Source organism: Sphingomonas sp. BL-S-29, assembly GCF_055521495.1.
The window spans coordinates 3,118,721-3,138,048 of the sequence record NZ_CM145482.1 but is presented as its reverse complement, the minus strand read 5'-3'; the positions used below and the strand labels follow the sequence as shown (position 1 = coordinate 3,138,048).

At 66.1% G+C, this 19,328-nt stretch carries 16 protein-coding genes; 13 read left to right on the top strand and 3 right to left on the bottom strand.

Annotated features, from left to right (window positions below; all coding sequences use genetic code 11):
• Positions 1 to 59 precede the first annotated feature (59 nt).
• Positions 60 to 1,280, top strand: a complete 1,221-nt coding sequence (locus ACZ1I2_RS14960) for a M24 family metallopeptidase (protein WP_465173931.1) — start codon at positions 60 to 62, stop codon at positions 1,278 to 1,280.
• A 258-nt stretch (positions 1,281 to 1,538) separates the two neighbouring features.
• Positions 1,539 to 4,196 (top strand): alanine--tRNA ligase, encoded by a 2,658-nt coding sequence (gene alaS, locus ACZ1I2_RS14955; RefSeq protein ID WP_465176713.1) that lies wholly within the window; start codon positions 1,539 to 1,541, stop codon positions 4,194 to 4,196.
• Between the two features lie 9 nt (positions 4,197 to 4,205).
• Here alaS and ACZ1I2_RS14950 read toward each other — a convergent pair whose 3' ends face one another.
• Positions 4,206 to 4,967, bottom strand: coding sequence for an NRDE family protein (locus tag ACZ1I2_RS14950; protein WP_465173932.1), 762 nt, complete (start codon positions 4,965 to 4,967; stop codon positions 4,206 to 4,208).
• Positions 4,968 to 5,089: 122 nt separating this feature from the next.
• Here ACZ1I2_RS14950 and ACZ1I2_RS14945 point away from each other — a divergent pair, with 122 nt between their 5' ends.
• Positions 5,090 to 6,829, top strand: a complete 1,740-nt coding sequence (locus tag ACZ1I2_RS14945; RefSeq protein ID WP_465176714.1) for an alpha/beta hydrolase family protein — start codon at positions 5,090 to 5,092, stop codon at positions 6,827 to 6,829.
• Here ACZ1I2_RS14945 and ACZ1I2_RS14940 read toward each other — a convergent pair whose 3' ends face one another.
• Together ACZ1I2_RS14940 and ACZ1I2_RS14935 are read right to left on the bottom strand one after the other, a co-directional pair.
• Positions 6,830 to 8,605, bottom strand: a complete 1,776-nt coding sequence (locus tag ACZ1I2_RS14940) for a cation:proton antiporter domain-containing protein (protein WP_465173353.1) — start codon at positions 8,603 to 8,605, stop codon at positions 6,830 to 6,832.
• A gap of 145 nt (positions 8,606 to 8,750) precedes the next feature.
• Entirely contained in the window at positions 8,751 to 9,971 is a 1,221-nt protein-coding gene (locus ACZ1I2_RS14935) for an NADP-dependent isocitrate dehydrogenase (RefSeq protein ID WP_465173354.1), read from the bottom strand.
• A gap of 157 nt (positions 9,972 to 10,128) precedes the next feature.
• Here ACZ1I2_RS14935 and ACZ1I2_RS14930 point away from each other — a divergent pair, with 157 nt between their 5' ends.
• From ACZ1I2_RS14930 to rseP, 10 genes are all read left to right on the top strand, one after another.
• Positions 10,129 to 10,860 carry a phosphatidylserine decarboxylase gene (locus ACZ1I2_RS14930; RefSeq protein ID WP_465176715.1) on the top strand — a complete coding sequence of 244 codons (732 nt, stop codon included), beginning with the start codon at positions 10,129 to 10,131 and terminating at the stop codon, positions 10,858 to 10,860.
• Positions 10,861 to 10,870: 10 nt separating this feature from the next.
• The gene (locus tag ACZ1I2_RS14925) at positions 10,871 to 11,725 is read left to right on the top strand and encodes a CDP-alcohol phosphatidyltransferase family protein (protein ID WP_465173356.1); all 855 of its coding nucleotides are present in this window, start codon (positions 10,871 to 10,873) and stop codon (positions 11,723 to 11,725) included.
• 400 nt (positions 11,726 to 12,125) lie between these two features.
• Entirely contained in the window at positions 12,126 to 13,007 is an 882-nt protein-coding gene (gene rpsB, locus ACZ1I2_RS14920) for a 30S ribosomal protein S2 (protein WP_465173357.1), read from the top strand.
• Positions 13,008 to 13,093: 86 nt separating this feature from the next.
• Entirely contained in the window at positions 13,094 to 14,014 is a 921-nt protein-coding gene (gene tsf, locus ACZ1I2_RS14915; RefSeq protein ID WP_465176716.1) for a translation elongation factor Ts, read from the top strand.
• Positions 14,015 to 14,220: 206 nt separating this feature from the next.
• Positions 14,221 to 14,964 carry a UMP kinase gene (gene pyrH, locus ACZ1I2_RS14910; RefSeq protein WP_465176717.1) on the top strand — a complete coding sequence of 248 codons (744 nt, stop codon included), beginning with the start codon at positions 14,221 to 14,223 and terminating at the stop codon, positions 14,962 to 14,964.
• Positions 14,951 to 15,508: a ribosome recycling factor gene (gene frr / locus ACZ1I2_RS14905; protein WP_372854200.1), complete on the top strand. Its 558-nt coding sequence runs from the start codon at positions 14,951 to 14,953 to the stop codon at positions 15,506 to 15,508. The genes pyrH and frr overlap by 14 nt, the downstream gene beginning before the upstream one ends.
• Before the next feature lie 14 nt (positions 15,509 to 15,522).
• Positions 15,523 to 16,248, top strand: a complete 726-nt coding sequence (locus ACZ1I2_RS14900; protein WP_465177135.1) for an isoprenyl transferase — start codon at positions 15,523 to 15,525, stop codon at positions 16,246 to 16,248.
• Positions 16,245 to 17,039 (top strand): phosphatidate cytidylyltransferase, encoded by a 795-nt coding sequence (locus tag ACZ1I2_RS14895; protein ID WP_465176718.1) that lies wholly within the window; start codon positions 16,245 to 16,247, stop codon positions 17,037 to 17,039. The genes ACZ1I2_RS14900 and ACZ1I2_RS14895 overlap by 4 nt, the downstream gene beginning before the upstream one ends.
• The gene (locus ACZ1I2_RS14890; RefSeq protein WP_465176719.1) at positions 17,036 to 18,193 is read left to right on the top strand and encodes a 1-deoxy-D-xylulose-5-phosphate reductoisomerase; all 1,158 of its coding nucleotides are present in this window, start codon (positions 17,036 to 17,038) and stop codon (positions 18,191 to 18,193) included. The genes ACZ1I2_RS14895 and ACZ1I2_RS14890 overlap by 4 nt, the downstream gene beginning before the upstream one ends.
• Complete coding sequence (gene rseP, locus ACZ1I2_RS14885; protein ID WP_465176720.1) at positions 18,190 to 19,323, top strand: RIP metalloprotease RseP; 1,134 nt, start codon at positions 18,190 to 18,192, stop codon at positions 19,321 to 19,323. Before ACZ1I2_RS14890 ends, rseP begins: the two co-directional genes overlap by 4 nt.
• Positions 19,324 to 19,328 lie beyond the last annotated feature (5 nt).

The following is a 19,328-nucleotide window of genomic DNA, read 5'->3' as shown; positions in this document are numbered from 1 at the left end:
GCAACAAACGGAAAGGGCGCCCCATGCGCGTGACGAAACGTGAACTGCTCGGCGGCGCGATGACGGGTCTTTCGTTGCTCGCGGTGCCGTCGATCCTGCGCGCGGCGGAACCCGATCTTTCCGCACTGAACGCCATTACCGGCGGGACTGCCCCGATCGGCGCCGACGAGCGCCGTGCGCGGATCGCCCGGGCGCAGGGGCTGATGAAGGCGAACGGCATCGGCGCGGTGCTGATCGAGCCGGGATCGTCGCTGATCTATTTCACCGGCGTGCGCTGGGGCCGCAGCGAGCGGCTGACCGCGGCCGTACTGCCGGTCGAGGGCGATCCGTGCATCGTTACGCCGTTCTTCGAGGAACCCTCGGTGCGCCAGACGCTCGGCGTGCCGGCCGAGGTTCGGGTATGGCAGGAGGATGAGGACCCGCTGGTGGTCGTCGCCGGCTTCCTGAAGGACCGCAAGCTGGCCACGCGCCCGATCGGCATTGAGGAGACCCTGCGCTATTTCGCGGTCAACGGCCTGGCCAGGGCACTGCCGGGCGCTAAACTCGTTTCCGCCAATCCGGTCGTGCGCGGCTGCCGCATGATCAAGACCGCGCCCGAGATCGCGCTGATGCAGGCCGCGACGGATGTGACGATCGCTGCCTATCGCTGGACTCATCCGCGAATCGAAAAGGGCATGAAGCCGGCCGATATCGGCGCGCTGATGAACGCCGCGACCGAAAAGCTGGGGGGTGACCCCGAATTCGCGCTGATCCTGATCGGCGAGGCGGCGGCCTATCCGCATGGCAGCCGCGCGCCGCAGGTGGTGGCCGACGGCCAGGTGGTGCTGATGGACTGCGGCTGCACGGTGCAGGGCTATCAGTCCGACGTCTCGCGCACCTTCGTCTTCGGCACCCCGAATGCCGAGCAGCGCACGGTGTGGGATCATGTCCATCAGGGGCAGGCGACGGCCTTTGCCGCGGCGAAGCTGGGCGCGCCGGCGGGCAGTGTCGATGACGCGGTGCGACGGCTCTACGAGAGCCTGGGCTATGGCCCGCGTTACAAGCTCCCCGGCCTCTCCCACCGCACCGGCCACGGCATCGGGCTGGACGGGCACGAGCCGGTCAACCTCGTCCATGGCGAGACGACGCCGCTCGCGCCCGGCATGTGCTTCTCGGACGAGCCGGGGCTTTACCTGCCGGGCAAGTTCGGGGTGCGGCTGGAGGATTGTTTCCACATGACCGAAGCCGGGCCGAAATGGTTCAGCGCGCCGCCGCCATCGATCGAGCGGCCGTTCGGGTAGGCTCAGGTTCAGCCGGAGCGCGATTTCTATCCTTCCGTTCGTTTCGAGCGAAGTCGAGAAACCGTAATCAGCTTTTGCGGTTTGTTTCTCGACTTCGCTCGAAACGAACGAGGGAGGTGGCTCTGGCACGTTTTAGCGAATGGATCCGCTTTGCCGCCGTGCCAGCCTCGCTCGATCGTGCCAGCGTACCGGATCGCCGCACGGCAGGCCACCGTCAGAACCGTTGCGGGAACGATGGATGGGCCTTAAGTCGCCAGCATGACATCGACCAACGACATCCGCCGATCCTTTCTCGACTATTTCGAAGCCGAGGGGCATGCCCGCGTTCAGTCCGCGCCGCTGGTGCCGCAGAACGATCCGACGCTGATGTTCGTCAACGCCGGGATGGTGCCGTTCAAGAACGTGTTCACTGGCCTGGAAACCCGGCCTTATGTGACCGCGACCTCCTCGCAAAAGTGCGTGCGCGCCGGCGGCAAGCATAACGACCTGGACAATGTCGGTTATACCGCGCGTCATCACACGTTCTTCGAGATGCTCGGCAATTTCTCGTTCGGCGATTATTTCAAGGAACGCGCGATCTCGCTCGCCTGGAATTTGATCACGAAGGAATGGGGCATTTCGGGCGACCGGTTGACCGTCACCGTCTATCATACCGATGACGAGGCGTACGACCTTTGGCGCAAGATCGCGGGCCTGCCGGAGAGCCGGATCATCCGCATCGCGACCTCCGACAATTTCTGGTCGATGGGTGACACCGGGCCGTGCGGCCCCTGTTCCGAGATCTTCTACGATCATGGCGACCATATCTTCGGCGGCCCTCCCGGCAGCCCGGACGAGGATGGCGACCGGTTCGTCGAGATCTGGAACCTCGTCTTCATGCAGTTCGAGCAGTCGGCCGACGGCACGCGCACCAATTTGCCGCGCCCGTCGATCGACACCGGCATGGGGCTGGAGCGCGTCGCGGCGGTGCTGCAGGGCGTGCACGACAATTACGATACCGACACGTTCAAGGCGCTGATCGCCGAATCGAGCGCGCTGACCCGGACGCCGAGCACGGGCGACACCCAGGCGAGCCACCGCGTCATCGCCGATCATCTCCGTGCCTCGGGCTTCCTCGTCGCGGACGGCGTGCTGCCGGCGAACGAAGGCCGCGGCTATGTGCTGCGCCGGATCATGCGCCGCGCGATGCGGCATGCGCATCTGCTCGGCGCCAAGGAGCCGTTGATGCATCGGCTGGTGCCTGCGCTGGTGACCGAGATGGGCTCCGCCTATCCCGAGCTGCTGCGCGCCCAGGCCTCGATCGAGGCGACCCTGCTGCAGGAAGAGACTCAGTTCCGCCGCACCCTGACCAACGGGCTGCGCCTGCTCGACGAGGCGACCGCCGGCATGGGGCCCGGCGCGACGCTCGCGGGCGAGACGGCGTTCAAGCTCTACGACACGTTCGGCTTCCCGTACGACCTGACCGAGGATGCCCTGCGCGCGCAGGGCTTCGGCGTCGATCGCGCTGGCTTCGACGAAGCCATGGCAGAGCAGAAACGCAAGGCGCGCGCGGCCTGGAAGGGCTCGGGCGACCGCGCGTCGGACGACATCTGGTTCGACATCGCCGAGGAAACCGGCAGCACCGAATTCCTCGGCTATTCGGCTGAAGATGGCGAGGGCCAGGTGCTCGCGCTGATCAAGGATGGTGCGCGCGTCGATCGCGCGGGGCCGGGCGATACGGTCGACCTCGTCGTCAACCAGACGCCTTTCTATGGCGAGAGCGGTGGCCAGGTGGGGGATGCCGGGTCGATCGCCAGCGAGAAGGGTCTGCGCGGGTCGATCCAGGACACCCAGAAGCATCTCGGCCGCCTCTGGGCGCACCGCCTCTATGTCGAGGCGGGCGATATCTCGGTGGGCGATGCAGTGCGCCTGACGGTGGACCATGGCCGTCGCGGTGCGATCCGCGCCAATCATTCGGCGACTCACCTGTTGCATGAGGCGCTGCGCCAGCGGCTGGGGCTGCATGTCGCGCAGAAGGGCAGCCTGGTCGCGCCCGACCGCCTGCGCTTCGATTTCTCCCAGCCAACGGCGATCGAGCCGGTGCGCATCGCCGAGGTCGAGGCCGATGTGAACCGGCATATCCGCGAGAATGGCGACGTCTCGACTCGGCTGATGACGCCTGAGGAGGCGATCAACGAAGGCGCGATGGCGCTGTTCGGCGAGAAATATGGCGACGAGGTCCGCGTGGTCTCGATGGGCCGCGAAGGCGACAAGACCTATTCGCTCGAGCTGTGCGGCGGCACGCATGTGAAGCAGCTCGGCGATATCGGCCTGTTCAAGGTCGTTGGCGAGAGTGCGGTGTCGAGCGGCATCCGCCGGATCGAGGCGCTGACCGGCGAGGCGGCACGGCAATGGTTCACGGCGCGCGACGAGAAGCTGCGCGAGGCGGCGGCGGCGCTGAAGGCGTCGCCCGACGAAGTGCCGGCGCGTGTCGCGGCGCTGGTCGAGGACCGGAGGCGGCTGGAGCGCGAACTGGCCGAGGCGAAGAAGGCGCTGGCGCTGGGCGGCGGCTCATCCGCCGCGGCGGGGCCGGAGCAGGTCGGCGGCGTCAATTTCGTCGGCCAGGTCGTCCAGGATTTCGACGCCAAGGGCCTGCGCGGCGCGGTCGACGAGACCAAGCAGCGGATCGGGTCCGGCGTGGCGGTGATGGTCGCGGTCAATGAAGGCCGCGCCTCGATCGCGGTCGGCGTGACCGACGATCTGGTCGCGAGCTATAGCGCGGTCGACCTGCTGCGCCGCGCCGTCACCGTGCTGGGCGGGCAGGGCGGGGGCGGCCGGCCCGACATGGCGCAGGGCGGCGGGCCGGATGGGTCGAAGGGCGCGGAAGCGGTCGAGGCGATCAGGGCAGCGCTGGCCGAGCAGCCCGCAACGGCCTGAACCGTCGGGTCAGTCGGGCCAGGAAAAGGTCAGGCTCGTCCTGCCCGTTTCGCTGGCATCCGCCGCGAAGCGCCGTTCCATGATGACGCCGCGGCCCTGTGTGTCGATCGCGACGACGGTGCTGCACCGCGTTCCATAGACCGGATTGCGGATGAAGATCGGCGACTGAAGCGGTTCCTGTGGCACATCGGAAGGCGAGCGCGGTTCGAGGCCGATATCGGGCAGCACCTGTTCGTGCAGGCCTTCGAACAGCCGCTCCGGGTCGCGCGCATCGCCGGTGATCCAGTCGAGCAGGCATGATTTCAGCCGCATCGTCTTGGGCCAGGGTTCGTCGAGCCTGCCGTTGGACAGGCCGTACAGGCCCGAGGCGAGGGCGCTCCGCGTGATGTCCGGTCGGTTCGACAGGAAATGCGCGCCTTGCCGATCCGCCACGATCAGATTGACCGGATTGAAGGCCGACAGATCGGCGGCGAGCGGATCGGCGTAGGCACCAGCTCCCGCCAGATAATCCGTCACCAATGCGCCCCGCGAGGCGAGGCCCGCCACCGGCGCGCCGAAGCCGCGCAGGTTGGTAACGACGGCGAACCGGCCTTGTTCGGACACGCCGAGCCAGGTCCCGCCCGACTGGAGATCGCGGCCGGCAAGGAGATGGTCGGGCTCGTGCCAGCGCTCGAGCGGCTGCGCCGGTCGGGCATGGAGTTCGTCGCGGTTGCCGGCGAGCAGAAGCCGCCAGCGGGGATGCGCTTGCCACGCAAAGGCCAGGACACACATGCAGGTCCAATAGAGTGGCTTGGGCAAATTTGACATCGTCTCGACAGGGTTCGTCCGGTGGCGCATGACATCGTCCGAGAGCGCCGGCGCCGTGCGACCGGGCCCGATGGGGGAGGGATGTAATGGACAGCCAGCAGCAGGCTTCGGCCGATCTCGATTCGCCCTCGGCGGTTCGGCGTTGGCCGGGCTGGATACTGGCGGCGATCGGGCTGGCGATGATCCTTGGCGGAGCGCTGCTCGCCAGCGCGATCCAGACCTCCGGCGGCACGCGCGTGAGCGATATCCGCTTCAGGGGCGCCGACGGCACGGAGATGAGCGCGCTGCTTTATGTGCCGGCGGCCGCGAGCCCGGCCAGGCCGGCGCCCGGTATCCTCGCGGTGCATGGCTATATCAATTCGCGCGAAATGCAGGACGGCTTTGCGATCGAGTTCGCGCGGCGCGGCTATGTCGTGCTGGCGATGGACCAGACCGGGCATGGCTATAGCGGCGGCAAGGCATTCTCGAACGGCTTTGGCGGGCCGGACGGGCTCGCCTATCTCCGCTCGCTGCCGTTCGTCGACAAGGACCAGATCGGGCTGGAGGGGCACAGCATGGGTGGCTGGACCGTGCTCGCCGCGGCGGCGGCGATGCCTGACGCCTATCGCGCGATCGTGCTTGAAGGATCGTCCACCGGCGCGCCCTATGCCAAGGAGGGCACGCCCGCATGGCCGCGCAATCTCGGGCTGGTCTATAGCCGCTACGACGAATTCTCGCAGCTGATGTGGGGCGCCCCGCGTGCCATGGATGTCGGGCAGAGCGCCAAGCTGAAGCAACTGTTCGGCACGGCGGGCACGGTGCAGCCTGGAAAGCTCTATGGGTCGATCCCGGCGGGCACGGCGCGTTATCTGGTACAGCCCTCTACCACGCACCCGGGCGATCACATCTCGACGACGGCGATCGGGGACGCGACCGACTGGTTTGCGCACACCCTCACCGGCGGCCATCCGCGCCCCGTCGCCGATCAGATCTGGTTCTGGAAGGAGATCGGGACGGGTATCGGCCTGCTCGGATTCGTGCCGCTGGTGCTCGGGCTGTTCGACCTGCTACTGGCAGCGCCGTTCTTCGCCTCGCTGCGGGGCAATGCCGTTGCCGCAGGGCCGGGCCGGGATGCGCGATGGTGGCGCAGGGTCATCATCGCCGCCGGCGTGCCGATGCTGACCTTCTTCCCGGCCTTCATCGCGATCTTCCTGCTGGTGCCGGCGACGGCGATCCTGCCGCAGACGGTGACGACTCAGGTCACGGTGTGGGCGCTGGTCGGGGCGGGGCTCACCTGGCTGTTCGGGCGGCGGGGCCTTGCCGGGCAGGAGCCGGGGGCGGCTTGGGTCAGGACGATCCTGCTCGCACTCCTGGTAACGCTGGCCGCCTATCTGGTCCTGGCGGTAGTGCAGGGACTGTTGTTGACGGACCTCCGCTTCTGGGTCGTGGCGGTGAAGCCGCCAAGCGCGCGGCAATGGCTGATCGCGCTGATCTATGTCGTGCCGATCACGCTGGCCTTCCTGATGACCGGGCGCGTGCTGCGCTCGCTGACGGTCATGCGCGACGGAGCTCTGGGCCGATATGTCTCGGCCATGCTGATCCTGTGCGGCGGGTTCGTCGTGCTGCTGGGCCTCGTCTACGGCACCTTCTTCGCGACCGGCACGCTGGTGACCGGCTTCGATCCGCTGACCACCGTCATCGCGATCCAGTTCGTGCCGGTGCTGGCTGCTGTGGGTGCCATCATGACCTTTGGGTGGAGCCGTACCGGCAGCCATCGGCCCGGCGCGGTGCTCGCGGGGATGCTGGTCACGCTCTATGTCGTGGCCGGGACGGCAACCCAGGGCTGATCAGGTTTCGACAGTCGCCTTGCGCGCGCGGCGCAGGCGCGGTTCGCGTACCATGTCGGCCGCTTCCTTGATCTCCTTGCGGAGTTCGTCGCGCTTCTCGTGGATCGAGGCGATGACCGGGCCGACGGCGATGCCGAGATCGACCAGCAGCGCCTCGGACAATTGCAGCGAGCTCTCCAGCGTCTCGGGCACCGCGTCGGTCGCGCCGGCGCGGTAGAGTTCGGCGGCGTGCGCGGTATCGCGGGCGCGGGTGACGATGGTCAGGTCGGGCACCCAGCCGCGCACCCGGCGCGTCAGCTGCACCGACAGGACCGGATCGTCCATCGTCAGGATCAGCGCCCTGGCACGGCCGAGATTGAGGCGGTCGACCAGCTCCGACCGCGCGACGTCGCCGAAGATGACGGGATAACCGTCGGCGCGCGCTGCCTTCACTGCGTCGATATCGGCCTCGACCGCGATGAAGGGCTGGCCGTGCACCTTGAGCATGTCCGCCACCATGCGCCCGACGCGGCCGAAGCCGATGACAACCGTACCGGGCCCCTCCGCGGATATCTCCGCCTCGGGCGCGTCGCCGCCGGCGCGCAGTTCGATCCGGCGCGCCACCTTCTGGCCGAGCCAGGCGAGCAGGGGCGTGATGGTCAGGCCGATCGCGGTGACCGTCTGCCAGAAGCTCGCGGTCGCGGGCAGGATCAGGCCGGCCGCCGCGGCGGTGCCGAGCACGATCAGCGTGGTCTCGGAGGGGCTGCCCATCAACAGGCCGGTCTCCGCGGCGACGCCGTTGCGGATGCCGGCAAGCTTGAGCAGGCCGAAGGTGACCAACGCCTTCACCGCCACCACCGCGACGATCGCCGCGGCCAGCGCCGGCCAGTTCTCCATGATCGAGCCGAGATCGAGGCTCATGCCCACGGTGATGAGGAACACGCCGAGCGCGAGGCCCTTGAACGGCGCGGTCATCACTTCGACTTCGCTGTGATAGTCGGTCTCGGCGATCAGCACGCCGGCGAGCAGGGCGCCGACGATCGGCGACAGGCCGACCGCGGCCGTCGCCAGGCTGGCGACGATGACCACGAGCAGCGAGGCGGCAAGGAACAGTTCCGGGCTCTTGGTCCGCGCGGCCTGAGCGAAGAGGCGGGGCAGCACCACGCGGCCGCCGATGAACATGACGGCGATGGTCAGCACACCGCCGCCGATCACCCGCACGACCGGCGCCCAGCCATCGCCCGCGCCGGGGCCGAGCGCCGCCAGCACGAAGATGATCGGGACAAGCGCCAGATCCTCGAACAACAGCATCGCAAAGGCGGAGCGCCCGACGGGACTGCTCGTGCCGGCGATCGGCAGCACCAGCGCGGTGGAGGAGAGAGCGAGGGCGAAACCGAGGCCGATCGAGCCGGCCCAGCCCAAGCCGGTGAAATGGATCGCCAGGCCGATGATGAGGCCCGAGCCGATCAGTTCGGCCGCGCCGGTGCCGAACACGAGAGTTCGCATCGACCATAATCGCTTGAGCGACAGCTCCAGTCCGATCGAGAAGAGCAGCAGGATGATGCCGAATTCAGCGAAGGGCTCGATCGAATGCGGATCCGAGATGGTTAGGTAATAAAGCCACGGATAGTCGCCGACGAGCGCCCCGAGACAGGACGGGCCGACGAGCAGCCCGACCAGGATGAACCCGATGACCGGGCTGATCTTCAACCGCGCAAATGCCGGAATGACCAGGCCCGCGGCCCCCAAAATTACCAGGGCATCGCTGAAGCCCTTATTATCCAATCCCATTGCCATGGGGGTACTTAACCACCCCGGGGACGGTTTGTCAGCCGGTGAAGGACGCTTAAGTGTCGATTGTCCGCGCCCGGCTCCAATAAAAAACCGCCCGCTACACCCCGTTGGATGTAGCGGGCGGTGTCAGCGCTTCCGGCAGGTGCCGTTATTTCGAGGCGCCCATGGCCTGTTCGAGGTTGATGCGCACTTCCTCGAAGAACTGTTCCGTGGTCATCCAGGGCTGATCCGGGCCGATCAGGATCGCGAGATCCTTGGTCATCTTGCCGCTCTCGACCGTGTCGACACAGACCTTCTCGAGCAGCTCGGCGAACTCGGTAACCTCGGGGGTGCCGTCGAACTTGCCGCGATATTTGAGACCACCGGTCCAGGCGAAGATCGACGCAATCGGGTTGGTCGACGTCGCCTTGCCCTGCTCGTGCATGCGGAAGTGGCGGGTGACGGTGCCGTGCGCCGCTTCGGCCTCGACCGTCTTGCCGTCGGGCGTGAGCAGCACCGAGGTCATCAGGCCGAGCGAGCCGAAGCCCTGCGCGACCTGGTCCGACTGGACGTCGCCGTCGTAATTCTTGCAGGCCCAGACGAACTCGCCATGCCATTTCAGCGCCGATGCGACCATGTCGTCGATCAGGCGATGCTCATAGACGATGCCAGCTTCCTTGAACTTGTCCTTGAATTCGCTCTCGAAAACCTCGGCGAACAGATCCTTGAAGCGGCCGTCATAGGCCTTGAGGATGGTGTTCTTGGTCGAGAGATAGACCGGCCAGCCGAGATTGAGGCCGTAATGCATCGAGGCGCGGGCGAAATCGCGGATCGAATCGTCGAGATTGTACATCGCCATGGCGACGCCCGAGGACGGGAACTGGAACACTTCCTCGTCGATCACGGTGCCGTCGTCGCCCTCGAACACCAGGCGCAGCTTGCCGGGGCCGGGGACGCGGTAATCGGTCGCGCGATACTGGTCGCCAAAGGCGTGGCGACCGACGACGATCGGGTGAGTCCAGCCCGGGATCAGGCGAGGCACGTTCTTCATCACGATCGGCTCGCGGAACACGACACCGCCCAGGATGTTGCGGATCGTGCCGTTGGGCGACTTCCACATCTTCTTGAGACCGAATTCCTCGACGCGCGCCTCGTCCGGGGTGATCGTCGCGCACTTCACGCCGACGCCGTATTTCTGGATCGCCTTGGCGCTGTCGACGGTGATCTTGTCGTCGGTCTCGTCACGCTTCTGGATGCCCAGATCGTAATAATCGAGATCGATGTCGAGATAGGGGAGGATCAGGCGCTCGCGAATCCATTGCCAGATGATCCGCGTCATCTCGTCGCCGTCGATCTCCACGACAGGCGTCTTCACCTTGATCTTCGCCATCGATACTCGCTTTCAAGAGGGGGAGGTTTCGAGGTGCGTCTAGGAGGAAGGCACGCGCGGATCAACATCGTCGTGGCGACCTTTTCTCACCGGTCGTCTTCGGCCGTCGGCCACGGGCATCATTGTCTTGAGGGGGCGCACGAGATAGACCGCGTCGATGGCTTCACTAGACACGCCGCCGTCGGGCACGCCCGCGATCAAATGGCGCTTTCCCGACATGCATCCCGAGGGGCGCAAATATGTTCTCCTGTCCGGCGCGGTCACGTTGCTGGCGCTGTGGTGGTTCGGCTGGTTCATGGCCTGGCCGCTGGTCGGGCTGACCGTGTGGGTCGCGGCGTTCTTTCGCGATCCGGTACGCGTCACGCCGCAAGGGGAGGGGCTGATCATCGCGCCTGCCGACGGGCTGATCACCATGATCGAGCGTGTGCCGGTGCCGCGCGAGCTGGCCGGCGAGAACGGCCTGGGCGATGCGCCGCTGGTGCGCGTCTCGATCTTCATGTCGGTGTTCGACGTGCATATCAACCGCACCCCGATCGCGGGCACGATCCGCCAGGTCGTCTATATCTCGGGCAAGTTCCTCAACGCCGACCTGGACAAGGCGAGCGAAGAGAATGAGCGTCAGCATATCGTGGTCGAGGGGCGGGACGGTCGTCGCATCGGCTTCACCCAGATCGCCGGCCTCGTCGCGCGGCGCATCATCGGCTTCGTGAAGCCTGGCGACATGGTCGCGACGGGTCAGCGCATCGGCCTGATCCGCTTCGGCAGCCGGGTCGATGTCTATCTTCCCGACGATATCGCGCCCCAGGTCGCGCTCGGCCAGCGCAGTGTCGCGGGCGAGACCGTCCTCGGCCGGCCAGGCATGAGCGCCGCGACCGGCATCGCGCAATGACGGGCATCCGATGAGGCGCCCGCTCGCCAGGCGAACGCCGCGCGGCCTGCCGCTACGCGCGGTCGCCCCCAATGCGGTCACCGCGCTTGCCCTGTGCTTTGGCCTGACCGGCATCCGCTTCGCCATCTCGGCGAGCAGCGGCCTGCCCCTGACTGAAGGCCATTGGGAACTGGCGGTAACGATGATCATGATCGCCGGCGTGCTCGACGGGCTCGACGGCAGCGTCGCGCGGCTGGTGCGGGGGGAGAGTCGGTTCGGTGCCGAACTCGATTCGCTGTCGGATGCGATCTCGTTCGGCGTGTCGCCGGCACTGATCCTCTATCTCTGGTCGCTGAAGGAGTTGCCGCGCGTCGGCTGGCTGGTCGCGCTGGTCTTCGCCGTGTTCTGCGCGCTGCGTCTTGCCCGGTTCAACGCCAATATCGACGTGACCGAGCAGCCGCACAAATCGGCGGGTTTCCTGACCGGCATTCCGGCACCGGCGGGCGCCGGGCTGGCGATGCTGCCGCTCTATCTGTCTTTCTGGAATGACCTGCCCTGGCTGCGCTCGCCCCTGCTGGTGGCGCCCTGGGTCGGGTTCGTCGCGACGCTGATGGTGTCGAGCTTTGCGACGTACAGCTGGTCGTCGCTCAAGCTGCGCAACAATATCCGGTTCGAGGCGATCGTGATCGTCGTGATCCTGGGCGCGGCGCTGATCTCGGCGCCATGGCATACGCTGTCGCTGGTCTGCATTGCCTATCTCGCGACCATGCCGTTCAGCATCAATGCCTATCGGCGGGTCAGGCGGCTGCGCGGAGCGCCTGCCGCCGACCCGCAATTGCTCCTGCCGGTACCGAGCGAAGGCGGGCGCGAAGGCGACGATCGCTGAGGATCAGCATCGGTGCGGGAGCATAAGCCGGATCGGCTTCGCCGCGGAGCAGGGCAATGACTCGCGGCAGCGCCGGAACCAGCGTGAACGCGAACACCGAAACGGCAGCCGCAAGGGCGCCGGCGAAAACCAGGATACCGAGAACCGTCATCATCGCCCAACTCCCTGATTGCGTGGGCAGAAACCGGATTCAAAAAACCGGGCGAGCCGGTGTTCCGTTCCATGTGCCCGCTGTGAGCACTATATGTTCTCTTAGTGTTCTTATTGTCAATGCTTGATTTACACGAAGGGCTTCGCTAAGTGGCGCGCCTTCACACCGCATGGGAAGCACACATCGCCGGTGTCCGGAGCAATCCGGATTACTCGCTTCCCAGAGGCACAACCGGAAAGGAACTATCTTATGGCGGCACCAGTCGTCACCATGCAGCAATTGCTCGAAACGGGCGCGCATTTCGGCCACCAGACCCATCGCTGGAACCCGAAGATGAAGCCTTACATCTTTGGCGACCGCAACGGCGTCCATATCCTCGATCTCTCGCAGACCGTGCCGCTGTTCGCGCGCGCGCTCGAATTCGTGAATGCCTCGGTCGCGGCCGGCGGCAAGGTGCTGTTCGTCGGTACCAAGCGCCAGGCGCAGGAGCCCGTCGCCGACGCGGCCCGCCGTTCGGGCCAGCATTTCGTCAACCATCGCTGGCTGGGCGGCATGCTCACCAACTGGAAGACCATCTCCAACTCGATCAAGCGCCTCAAGACGCTCGAGGAGCAGCTTTCGGGCGACACGCACGGCCTGACCAAGAAGGAAGTGCTCCAGCTCACCCGCGAGAAGGACAAGCTCGAGCTGTCGCTCGGCGGCATTCGTGACATGGGCGGCATCCCGGACGTGATGTTCGTGATCGACGCCAACAAGGAAGAGCTGGCGATCAAGGAAGCCAACACCCTGGGCATCCCGGTGGTCGCGATCCTCGATTCGAACGTGTCGCCGGACGGCATCGCCTTCCCGGTTCCCGCCAATGACGACGCAAGCCGCGCCATCCGCCTGTATTGCGAGGCGATCGCGATCGCCGCGACCCGTGGCGGCAACGAGCAGGTCGCTCGCCGCGGCGTCGATGTCGGCGCAATGGACGCGCCGCCGGTCGAGGAAGCCCTGACGGTCGAGCCGGCGCCAGCCGCCGAGCCAGTCGAGGCGATCGACTTCACGCCGGCCCCTGAAGCTGCTCCGGCAGCTGACGAAGCCGTGGCGTCCGAAGCTGCCGCCGAGGAAGAGCGTCAGCTCGACGCCTGAGCGTCGCTGAACTGAAATACGGGCGGGGTAGGGCGCAGGCCTTTCCCCGTCCGCAACCATATCCGAAGCACAAGAGGACAAGAGACATGGCCGAGATCACGGCAGCAGCGGTGAAGGATCTGCGCGAGCAGAGCGGCGCCGGCATGATGGACTGCAAGAAGGCGTTGACCGAAACCGGCGGCGACATGACCGCCGCGATCGATTGGCTGCGCACCAAGGGCCTGGCCGCTGCCGCCAAGAAGTCCAGCCGCACCGCGGCCGAGGGCCTGGTGGGCGTCGAGGTTTCCGGCACCAAGGGCGCCGCGGTCGAGGTCAATTCCGAGACCGATTTCGTCGCGAAGAACGCGCAGTTCCAGACGTTCGTGCGCGACGTGACCTCGGTCGCGCTCGAACTGGGCGATTCGCTCGACACGATCAAGTCGGCGCAGCTCGGCGACAAGACCGTCGAAGAGATCCTGACCAACAATATCGCGACGATCGGCGAGAATCAGACGATTCGCCGTGCGAAGCGCCTCGAAGTGACCGCGGGCGCGATCGTTCCCTATGTCCATAACGCGGCCGCTCCCGGCCTCGGCAAGATCGGTGTGCTCGTCGCACTCGAGAGCGAGGCCGGCGCCGACATCCTCGAGCCGCTCGGCAAGCAGATCGCGATGCACATCGCGGCTGCCTTTCCGCTGGCGCTGGACGAGGACGGCCTCGACCCCGAGATCGTCGCTCGCGAGCGCGCGATCGCGACCGAAAAGGCCGCCGAATCGGGCAAGCCGGCGGATATCATCGCCAAGATGGTGGAAGGCGCGATCGCCAAGTACCGCAAGGAGAACGCACTGGTCAGCCAGCTGCTGGTGATGGACGGCAAGACCAAGATCTCCGACGTCGTCGCCAACGCCGCCAAGGCAGCCGGCAAGCCGATCGTGCTGAAAGACTATGTCCGCTTTCAGCTCGGCGAAGGCATCGAGAAGGAAGTCAGCGATTTCGCGGCTGAAGTCGCGGCCGCAGCCGGCGTCTGATCGCTTCGACATCGCATCAGAGGGGCGGGGTTCGGCAGTGCCGACCTCGCCCTTCTCATATGTTGCAGCTTAAGTATCTGTGATATAACGATTCCGGGCAAATCATGCATCGGATTTGCACCGTTCCCGAGCGGTATCATCGCTTGGCATCGCGATGACGCGATACTAAGGTCCGCGCCGCCCAGACCCTCAGCATGTTGGAACTTGTGACGACACCTCGCTTCAAACGCATCCTGCTGAAATTGTCTGGCGAGGTCCTGATGGGCCCGAACCAGTTCGGTATCGACCCGGCAACCGTCGACCGCGTCGCGGGCGAGATCAAGGCCGCCAAGGAGGCCGGGCATGAGCTGTGCCTGGTCGTTGGCGGCGGCAATATCTTTCGCGGCCTCGCGGCGGCGGCCAAGGGCTTCGACCGGACCAGCGCCGATTATATGGGCATGCTGGCGACGGTGATGAACGCGCTCGCCGTGCAGAACGCGCTGGAGAAGATCGGGGTGCAGACCCGGGTCCAGTCGGCAATCCCGATGGCCAGCGTGTGCGAGCCCTATATCCGTCGGCGCGCCGAACGGCATATCGAGAAGGGCCGGATCGTGATCTTCGCGGCCGGCACCGGCAATCCGTTCTTCACCACCGACACTGCCGCCGCGCTCCGCGCCGCCGAGATGAACTGCAACGCGCTGTTCAAGGGCACCAGCGTCGACGGCGTGTACAATGCCGATCCCAAGATCGTGCCGAGCGCCACGCGCTATGAGAGCCTGAGCTTCGGCCGGGTACTTGCCGACAATCTCAAGGTAATGGACGCAGCCGCCGTGGCGCTGTGCCGCGAGAACAATATTCCGATCGTCGTGTTCAACATCCGCGGCGAGGGCAATCTCGCCGCCGTCCTGCGGGGCGAGGGCACATCGACGATCGTCCGCAACGAAGAGGAGGAAGCCAATGGCCGCCTATGACAAGGCCGATCTCGAACGCCGCATGGCGGGCGCGGTCGAGGCACTGAAGCACGATCTGGGCGGTCTGCGCACCGGCCGTGCCTCGACTTCACTGCTCGATCCGGTGACCGTCGAGGTCTATGGTTCGCACATGCCGCTCAACACCATCGCGACCGTCTCGGCGCCGGAGCCGCGCATGCTCTCGGTGCAGGTATGGGACAAGTCCAATGTCGGCCCGGCCGACAAGGCGATCCGTTCGGCAGGCCTCGGCCTCAACCCGATCGTCGACGGCACTACGCTGCGCCTGCCGATCCCGGACCTGACCGAGGAGCGCCGCAAGGAACTGGCGAAACTCGCCGGCCAATATGCCGAAAAGGCGCGTATCGCCGCGCGCAACGTGCGCCGCGATGGCAATGACAATCTGAAGACCGACGAGAAGAAGGGCGTGTTCTCCGAAGACGAGCGCAAGCGCCACGAAACCGAGGTCCAGAAGCTGACCGACAGCACGATTGCCGATATCGATGCCGCGGCTTCCGCCAAGGAAAAGGAAATCCTGGGCAAGTGAGCTCGTCGCCCGCCATGGCACCGATCCCGGCCGGAGGCGCGACCATATTGCCGCGCCATGTCGCGATCATCATGGACGGCAATGGCCGCTGGGCGAAGAAGCGGCATTTGCCGCGCATCGCCGGGCATCGTCAGGGCGTCGAGGCGGTCCGTCGCGTCTCCCGTGCTGCCCGCGCGATGGGGATCGAGGCGCTGACGCTCTACGCCTTCTCGTCGGAGAACTGGCGCCGTCCCGAGGACGAGGTCAGCGACCTGATGGGCCTGTTGCGGCTGTTCATCCGCACCGATCTCAACGAGATGGCGCAGGAGAATGTCCGGCTGCGGGTGATCGGCGATTATCGGCGCTTTTCGCCCGATCTGGTGACGCTGGTCGACGACGCGATTGCGCGAACCTCCACCAATACCGGCCCGATCCTGGTGATCGCGCTCAACTATGGCGCACAGGCGGAAATCGCGACTGCCGCGCGGCGCCTGGCTGAAAAGGTGCGTGACGGGACGCTCGACCCATCGCAGATCGACGCGAACGCGATCGAGGCCGAACTCGACACCAGCGACCTTCCGCCGCTCGACCTGCTGATCCGGACCTCAGGGGAGGTAAGGCTGTCGAACTTCCTGCTGTGGCAGGCGGCTTATGCCGAATTGCTGTTCGTCGATACGCTCTGGCCCGATTTCGACGCCGCGACCCTGGCGGACGCAGTGGCGGCGTTCGGCAGCCGCCAGCGCCGCTTCGGAGGCCTGTGAACACCGATTCACCGACCAAGCGACCGTCCGACCTGGCGCTTCGCACCGTTGTCGGCCTGGCCCTGGTCGCGGTCGCGCTTGTGGCATTGTGGCTCGGCGGCATCGTCTTCTGGATATTATGTTCGGTGCTCGGGCTGTTCATGATGGCCGAATGGGCCGATCTCGACGGCGCCTCGGCATCGCAGAAACGGCTGGCCCAGTTCGCCTTGTCCGTGCCGTTGGCGATCATGGCGCCGATAGCGGCCGGCCCCGATTTCTTCGCGCTGGGGCTGATCGCGGCGGCCGCCTTCTTCATCGTCATCGTCCAGCGGCGCCCGACCCTCGCGCTGGGAGCGGTCTATGTTGGATTGCCGATCCTCGCGCTCCTCCTGATCCGCAAGCAGGACGACGGGATCGTCTTCACTTTCTGGGCGCTCGCCCTTGTATGGGTGTGCGATATCGGCGCCTATTTCAGTGGCCGCGCGATCGGCGGCGCGAAGCTTGCCCCCATGATCAGCCCCAACAAGACCTGGGCCGGCCTGGCGGGGGGCGTCCTGCTCGCGACGATGTTCGCGGTATCACTGCATTTCCTGCACGGCCTGCCATGGCGGCTGACACTGGCGACGCCGCTGCTCGCGATCGTCGCACAGGCCGGCGACCTGTTCGAGAGCTGGCTGAAACGCCGTGCCGGGGTGAAGGACAGCGGCAACCTGTTGCCCGGCCATGGCGGCATCCTCGATCGCCTTGACGGGATGGTGCCGGTCGCACCGCTCGCCGCGTTGCTCGTCATTTTGCCGGAGTTATATCGGTGAAAACCGTCACCATTCTCGGCGCAACCGGATCGGTCGGTACGTCCACACTGGATCTGATCGAGCGCGAGCCCGAACGGTTCGACGTTCTGGCGCTGACCGCCAATTGCGACGCTGAAAAGCTCGCCAGGGCAGCGATCCGCACCAATGCGCGGATCGCGGTGGTTGCGGACGAAAGCTGCCTGCCCGATTTGCGCGCGGCACTTGCCGGCTCCGGCATCGCAACGGCGGGCGGGCGGGCGGGGTTGTGCGAGGCGGCCGCGATGGGTGCCGACATCACCATGGGCGCGATCGTCGGTTGCGCCGGCCTCGAACCCATCATGGCGGCAATCGGGCAGGGCGGCACCGTGATCCTCGCCAACAAGGAACCACTGGTATCAGCCGGCGATGTCGTACTCGCCGCCGCGGCGCATCACGGCGCGACGCTGCTGCCGGCCGATTCCGAGCATAATGCGATTTTCCAGTGCTTCGATTTCAGCCGGCCCGAACGAGTCCGGCGCATCATCCTGACGGCCAGCGGCGGCCCGTTCCGCGACTGGCCGACGGAGAAGATGCGCGCGGTGACGCTGGAGCAGGCGGTCGCGCACCCCAATTGGTCGATGGGGGCCAAGATATCGGTCGATTCGGCGACGATGATGAACAAGGGCCTGGAACTGATCGAGGCCGCGCGCCTGTTTCCGGTGCCGTCCGACCGGATCGAGATCATCCTCCACCGGCAGTCGGTGATTCACTCGATGGTCGAATATGTCGACGGGTCGACCCTGGCGCAGCTCGGGCCGCCCGATATGCGTACGCCGATCGCGTATTGTCTTGCCTGGCCCGACCGGATGGCAACGCCGATGGCCCCGCTCGATCTGGTCGCGATCGGGCGCCTGGATTTCGAGGCGCCGGACCCCGAACGCTTTCCGGCGCTGGCGCTGGCGCGCCGCGCCCTCGACGCCGGTGGCGCCCGGCCGGCGATCCTGAACGCGGCCAACGAGATCGCGGTGGCCGCCTTCCTGGCGCGGCGCATCGGCTTCCTCGAAATTGCCGCAATCGTCTCCGATACCCTCGATCGCTACGATCCGCCCGCCCCCGCAACGCTTGATGACGTCCTGACCGTGGACGCTGAAGCACGAAGGCTTGCGGGCGAGCGTGTAAAGGACTGCGTCGCTTGATCCACAGCCCCGGCCTGTTGCTGACTATCCTCGCCTTTGCGCTCGTCATCGGGCCGCTCGTGTTCCTTCACGAGATGGGCCATTACCTTGCCGGGCGGCTGTTCGGGGTGAAGGTGGAGGCCTTCTCGATCGGTTTCGGGCGTGAGGTCTTCGGCGTTACCGACAAGCGCGGTACGCGCTGGAAGTTCGGCTGGCTTCCGCTTGGCGGCTATGTGCGCTTCGCCGGCGACATGAACCCGGCAAGCGTGCCCGACGCGGACTGGCTGTTGCTGCCGCCCGAGGAACGCGCACGGACCTTCCCCTCGAAGCCGGTATGGCAGCGGGCGATCATCGTCGCGGCGGGGCCGGTCACCAATTTCGTCATCGCCATCCTGATCCTGGCCGGGTTCGCGCTTGCTTATGGCGACAGCCGCACGCCGACCATTGTCGGCAGAATCGTCGCAAACGGTGCCGCCGCGAAAGCGGGCCTGCAACCAGGCGATCGGATCGTCGCGCTGAGCGGCCGCCCGGTCGAAACATTCAGCGACATGGTTCGCTACGTACAGATCAGGGCCGGTGAACCGGTGACCATTGATTTCGTGCGGGGCACGACACCGATAAAGCGTAATGCGATCATCGCGACGGAACTCCAGCGTGACCGGTTCGGAAACGAGTATCGTATCGGCCGGTTGGGGATCGAGAATTCGCAACCGGTACTCGTGCAGGTGAGCCTGACCGAGGCGCCTCAGGTGGCGGTGCGCCAGACCGGCGAAATCGTCAGCATGATGGTCGAGACGATCGGCCAGATCATCACCGGCCGCCGCTCCGTGAAGGAGCTGGGCGGTCCACTGAGCATCGCAAAAGTGTCCGGCGAGCAGCTTTCCCTCGGTCTTCCGGCCTTTGTCTGGCTGATCGCGCTGGTGTCGATTAATCTGGGATTCATCAACCTGTTGCCAGTTCCTATGCTGGATGGCGGTCATTTGTTCTTCTACGCGATCGAGGCGGCCCGTCGTAAGCCGGTCGGCCCCGAGGTGCAGGAATGGGCGTTCCGCGGCGGCCTTGCGGCGTTGCTGGCGCTGATGGTCTTGGTGACGTTCAACGATCTCGGATCGTTCGGGTTGTGGAACAAATTGGCCGGGTTGATCGGCTGACGTGG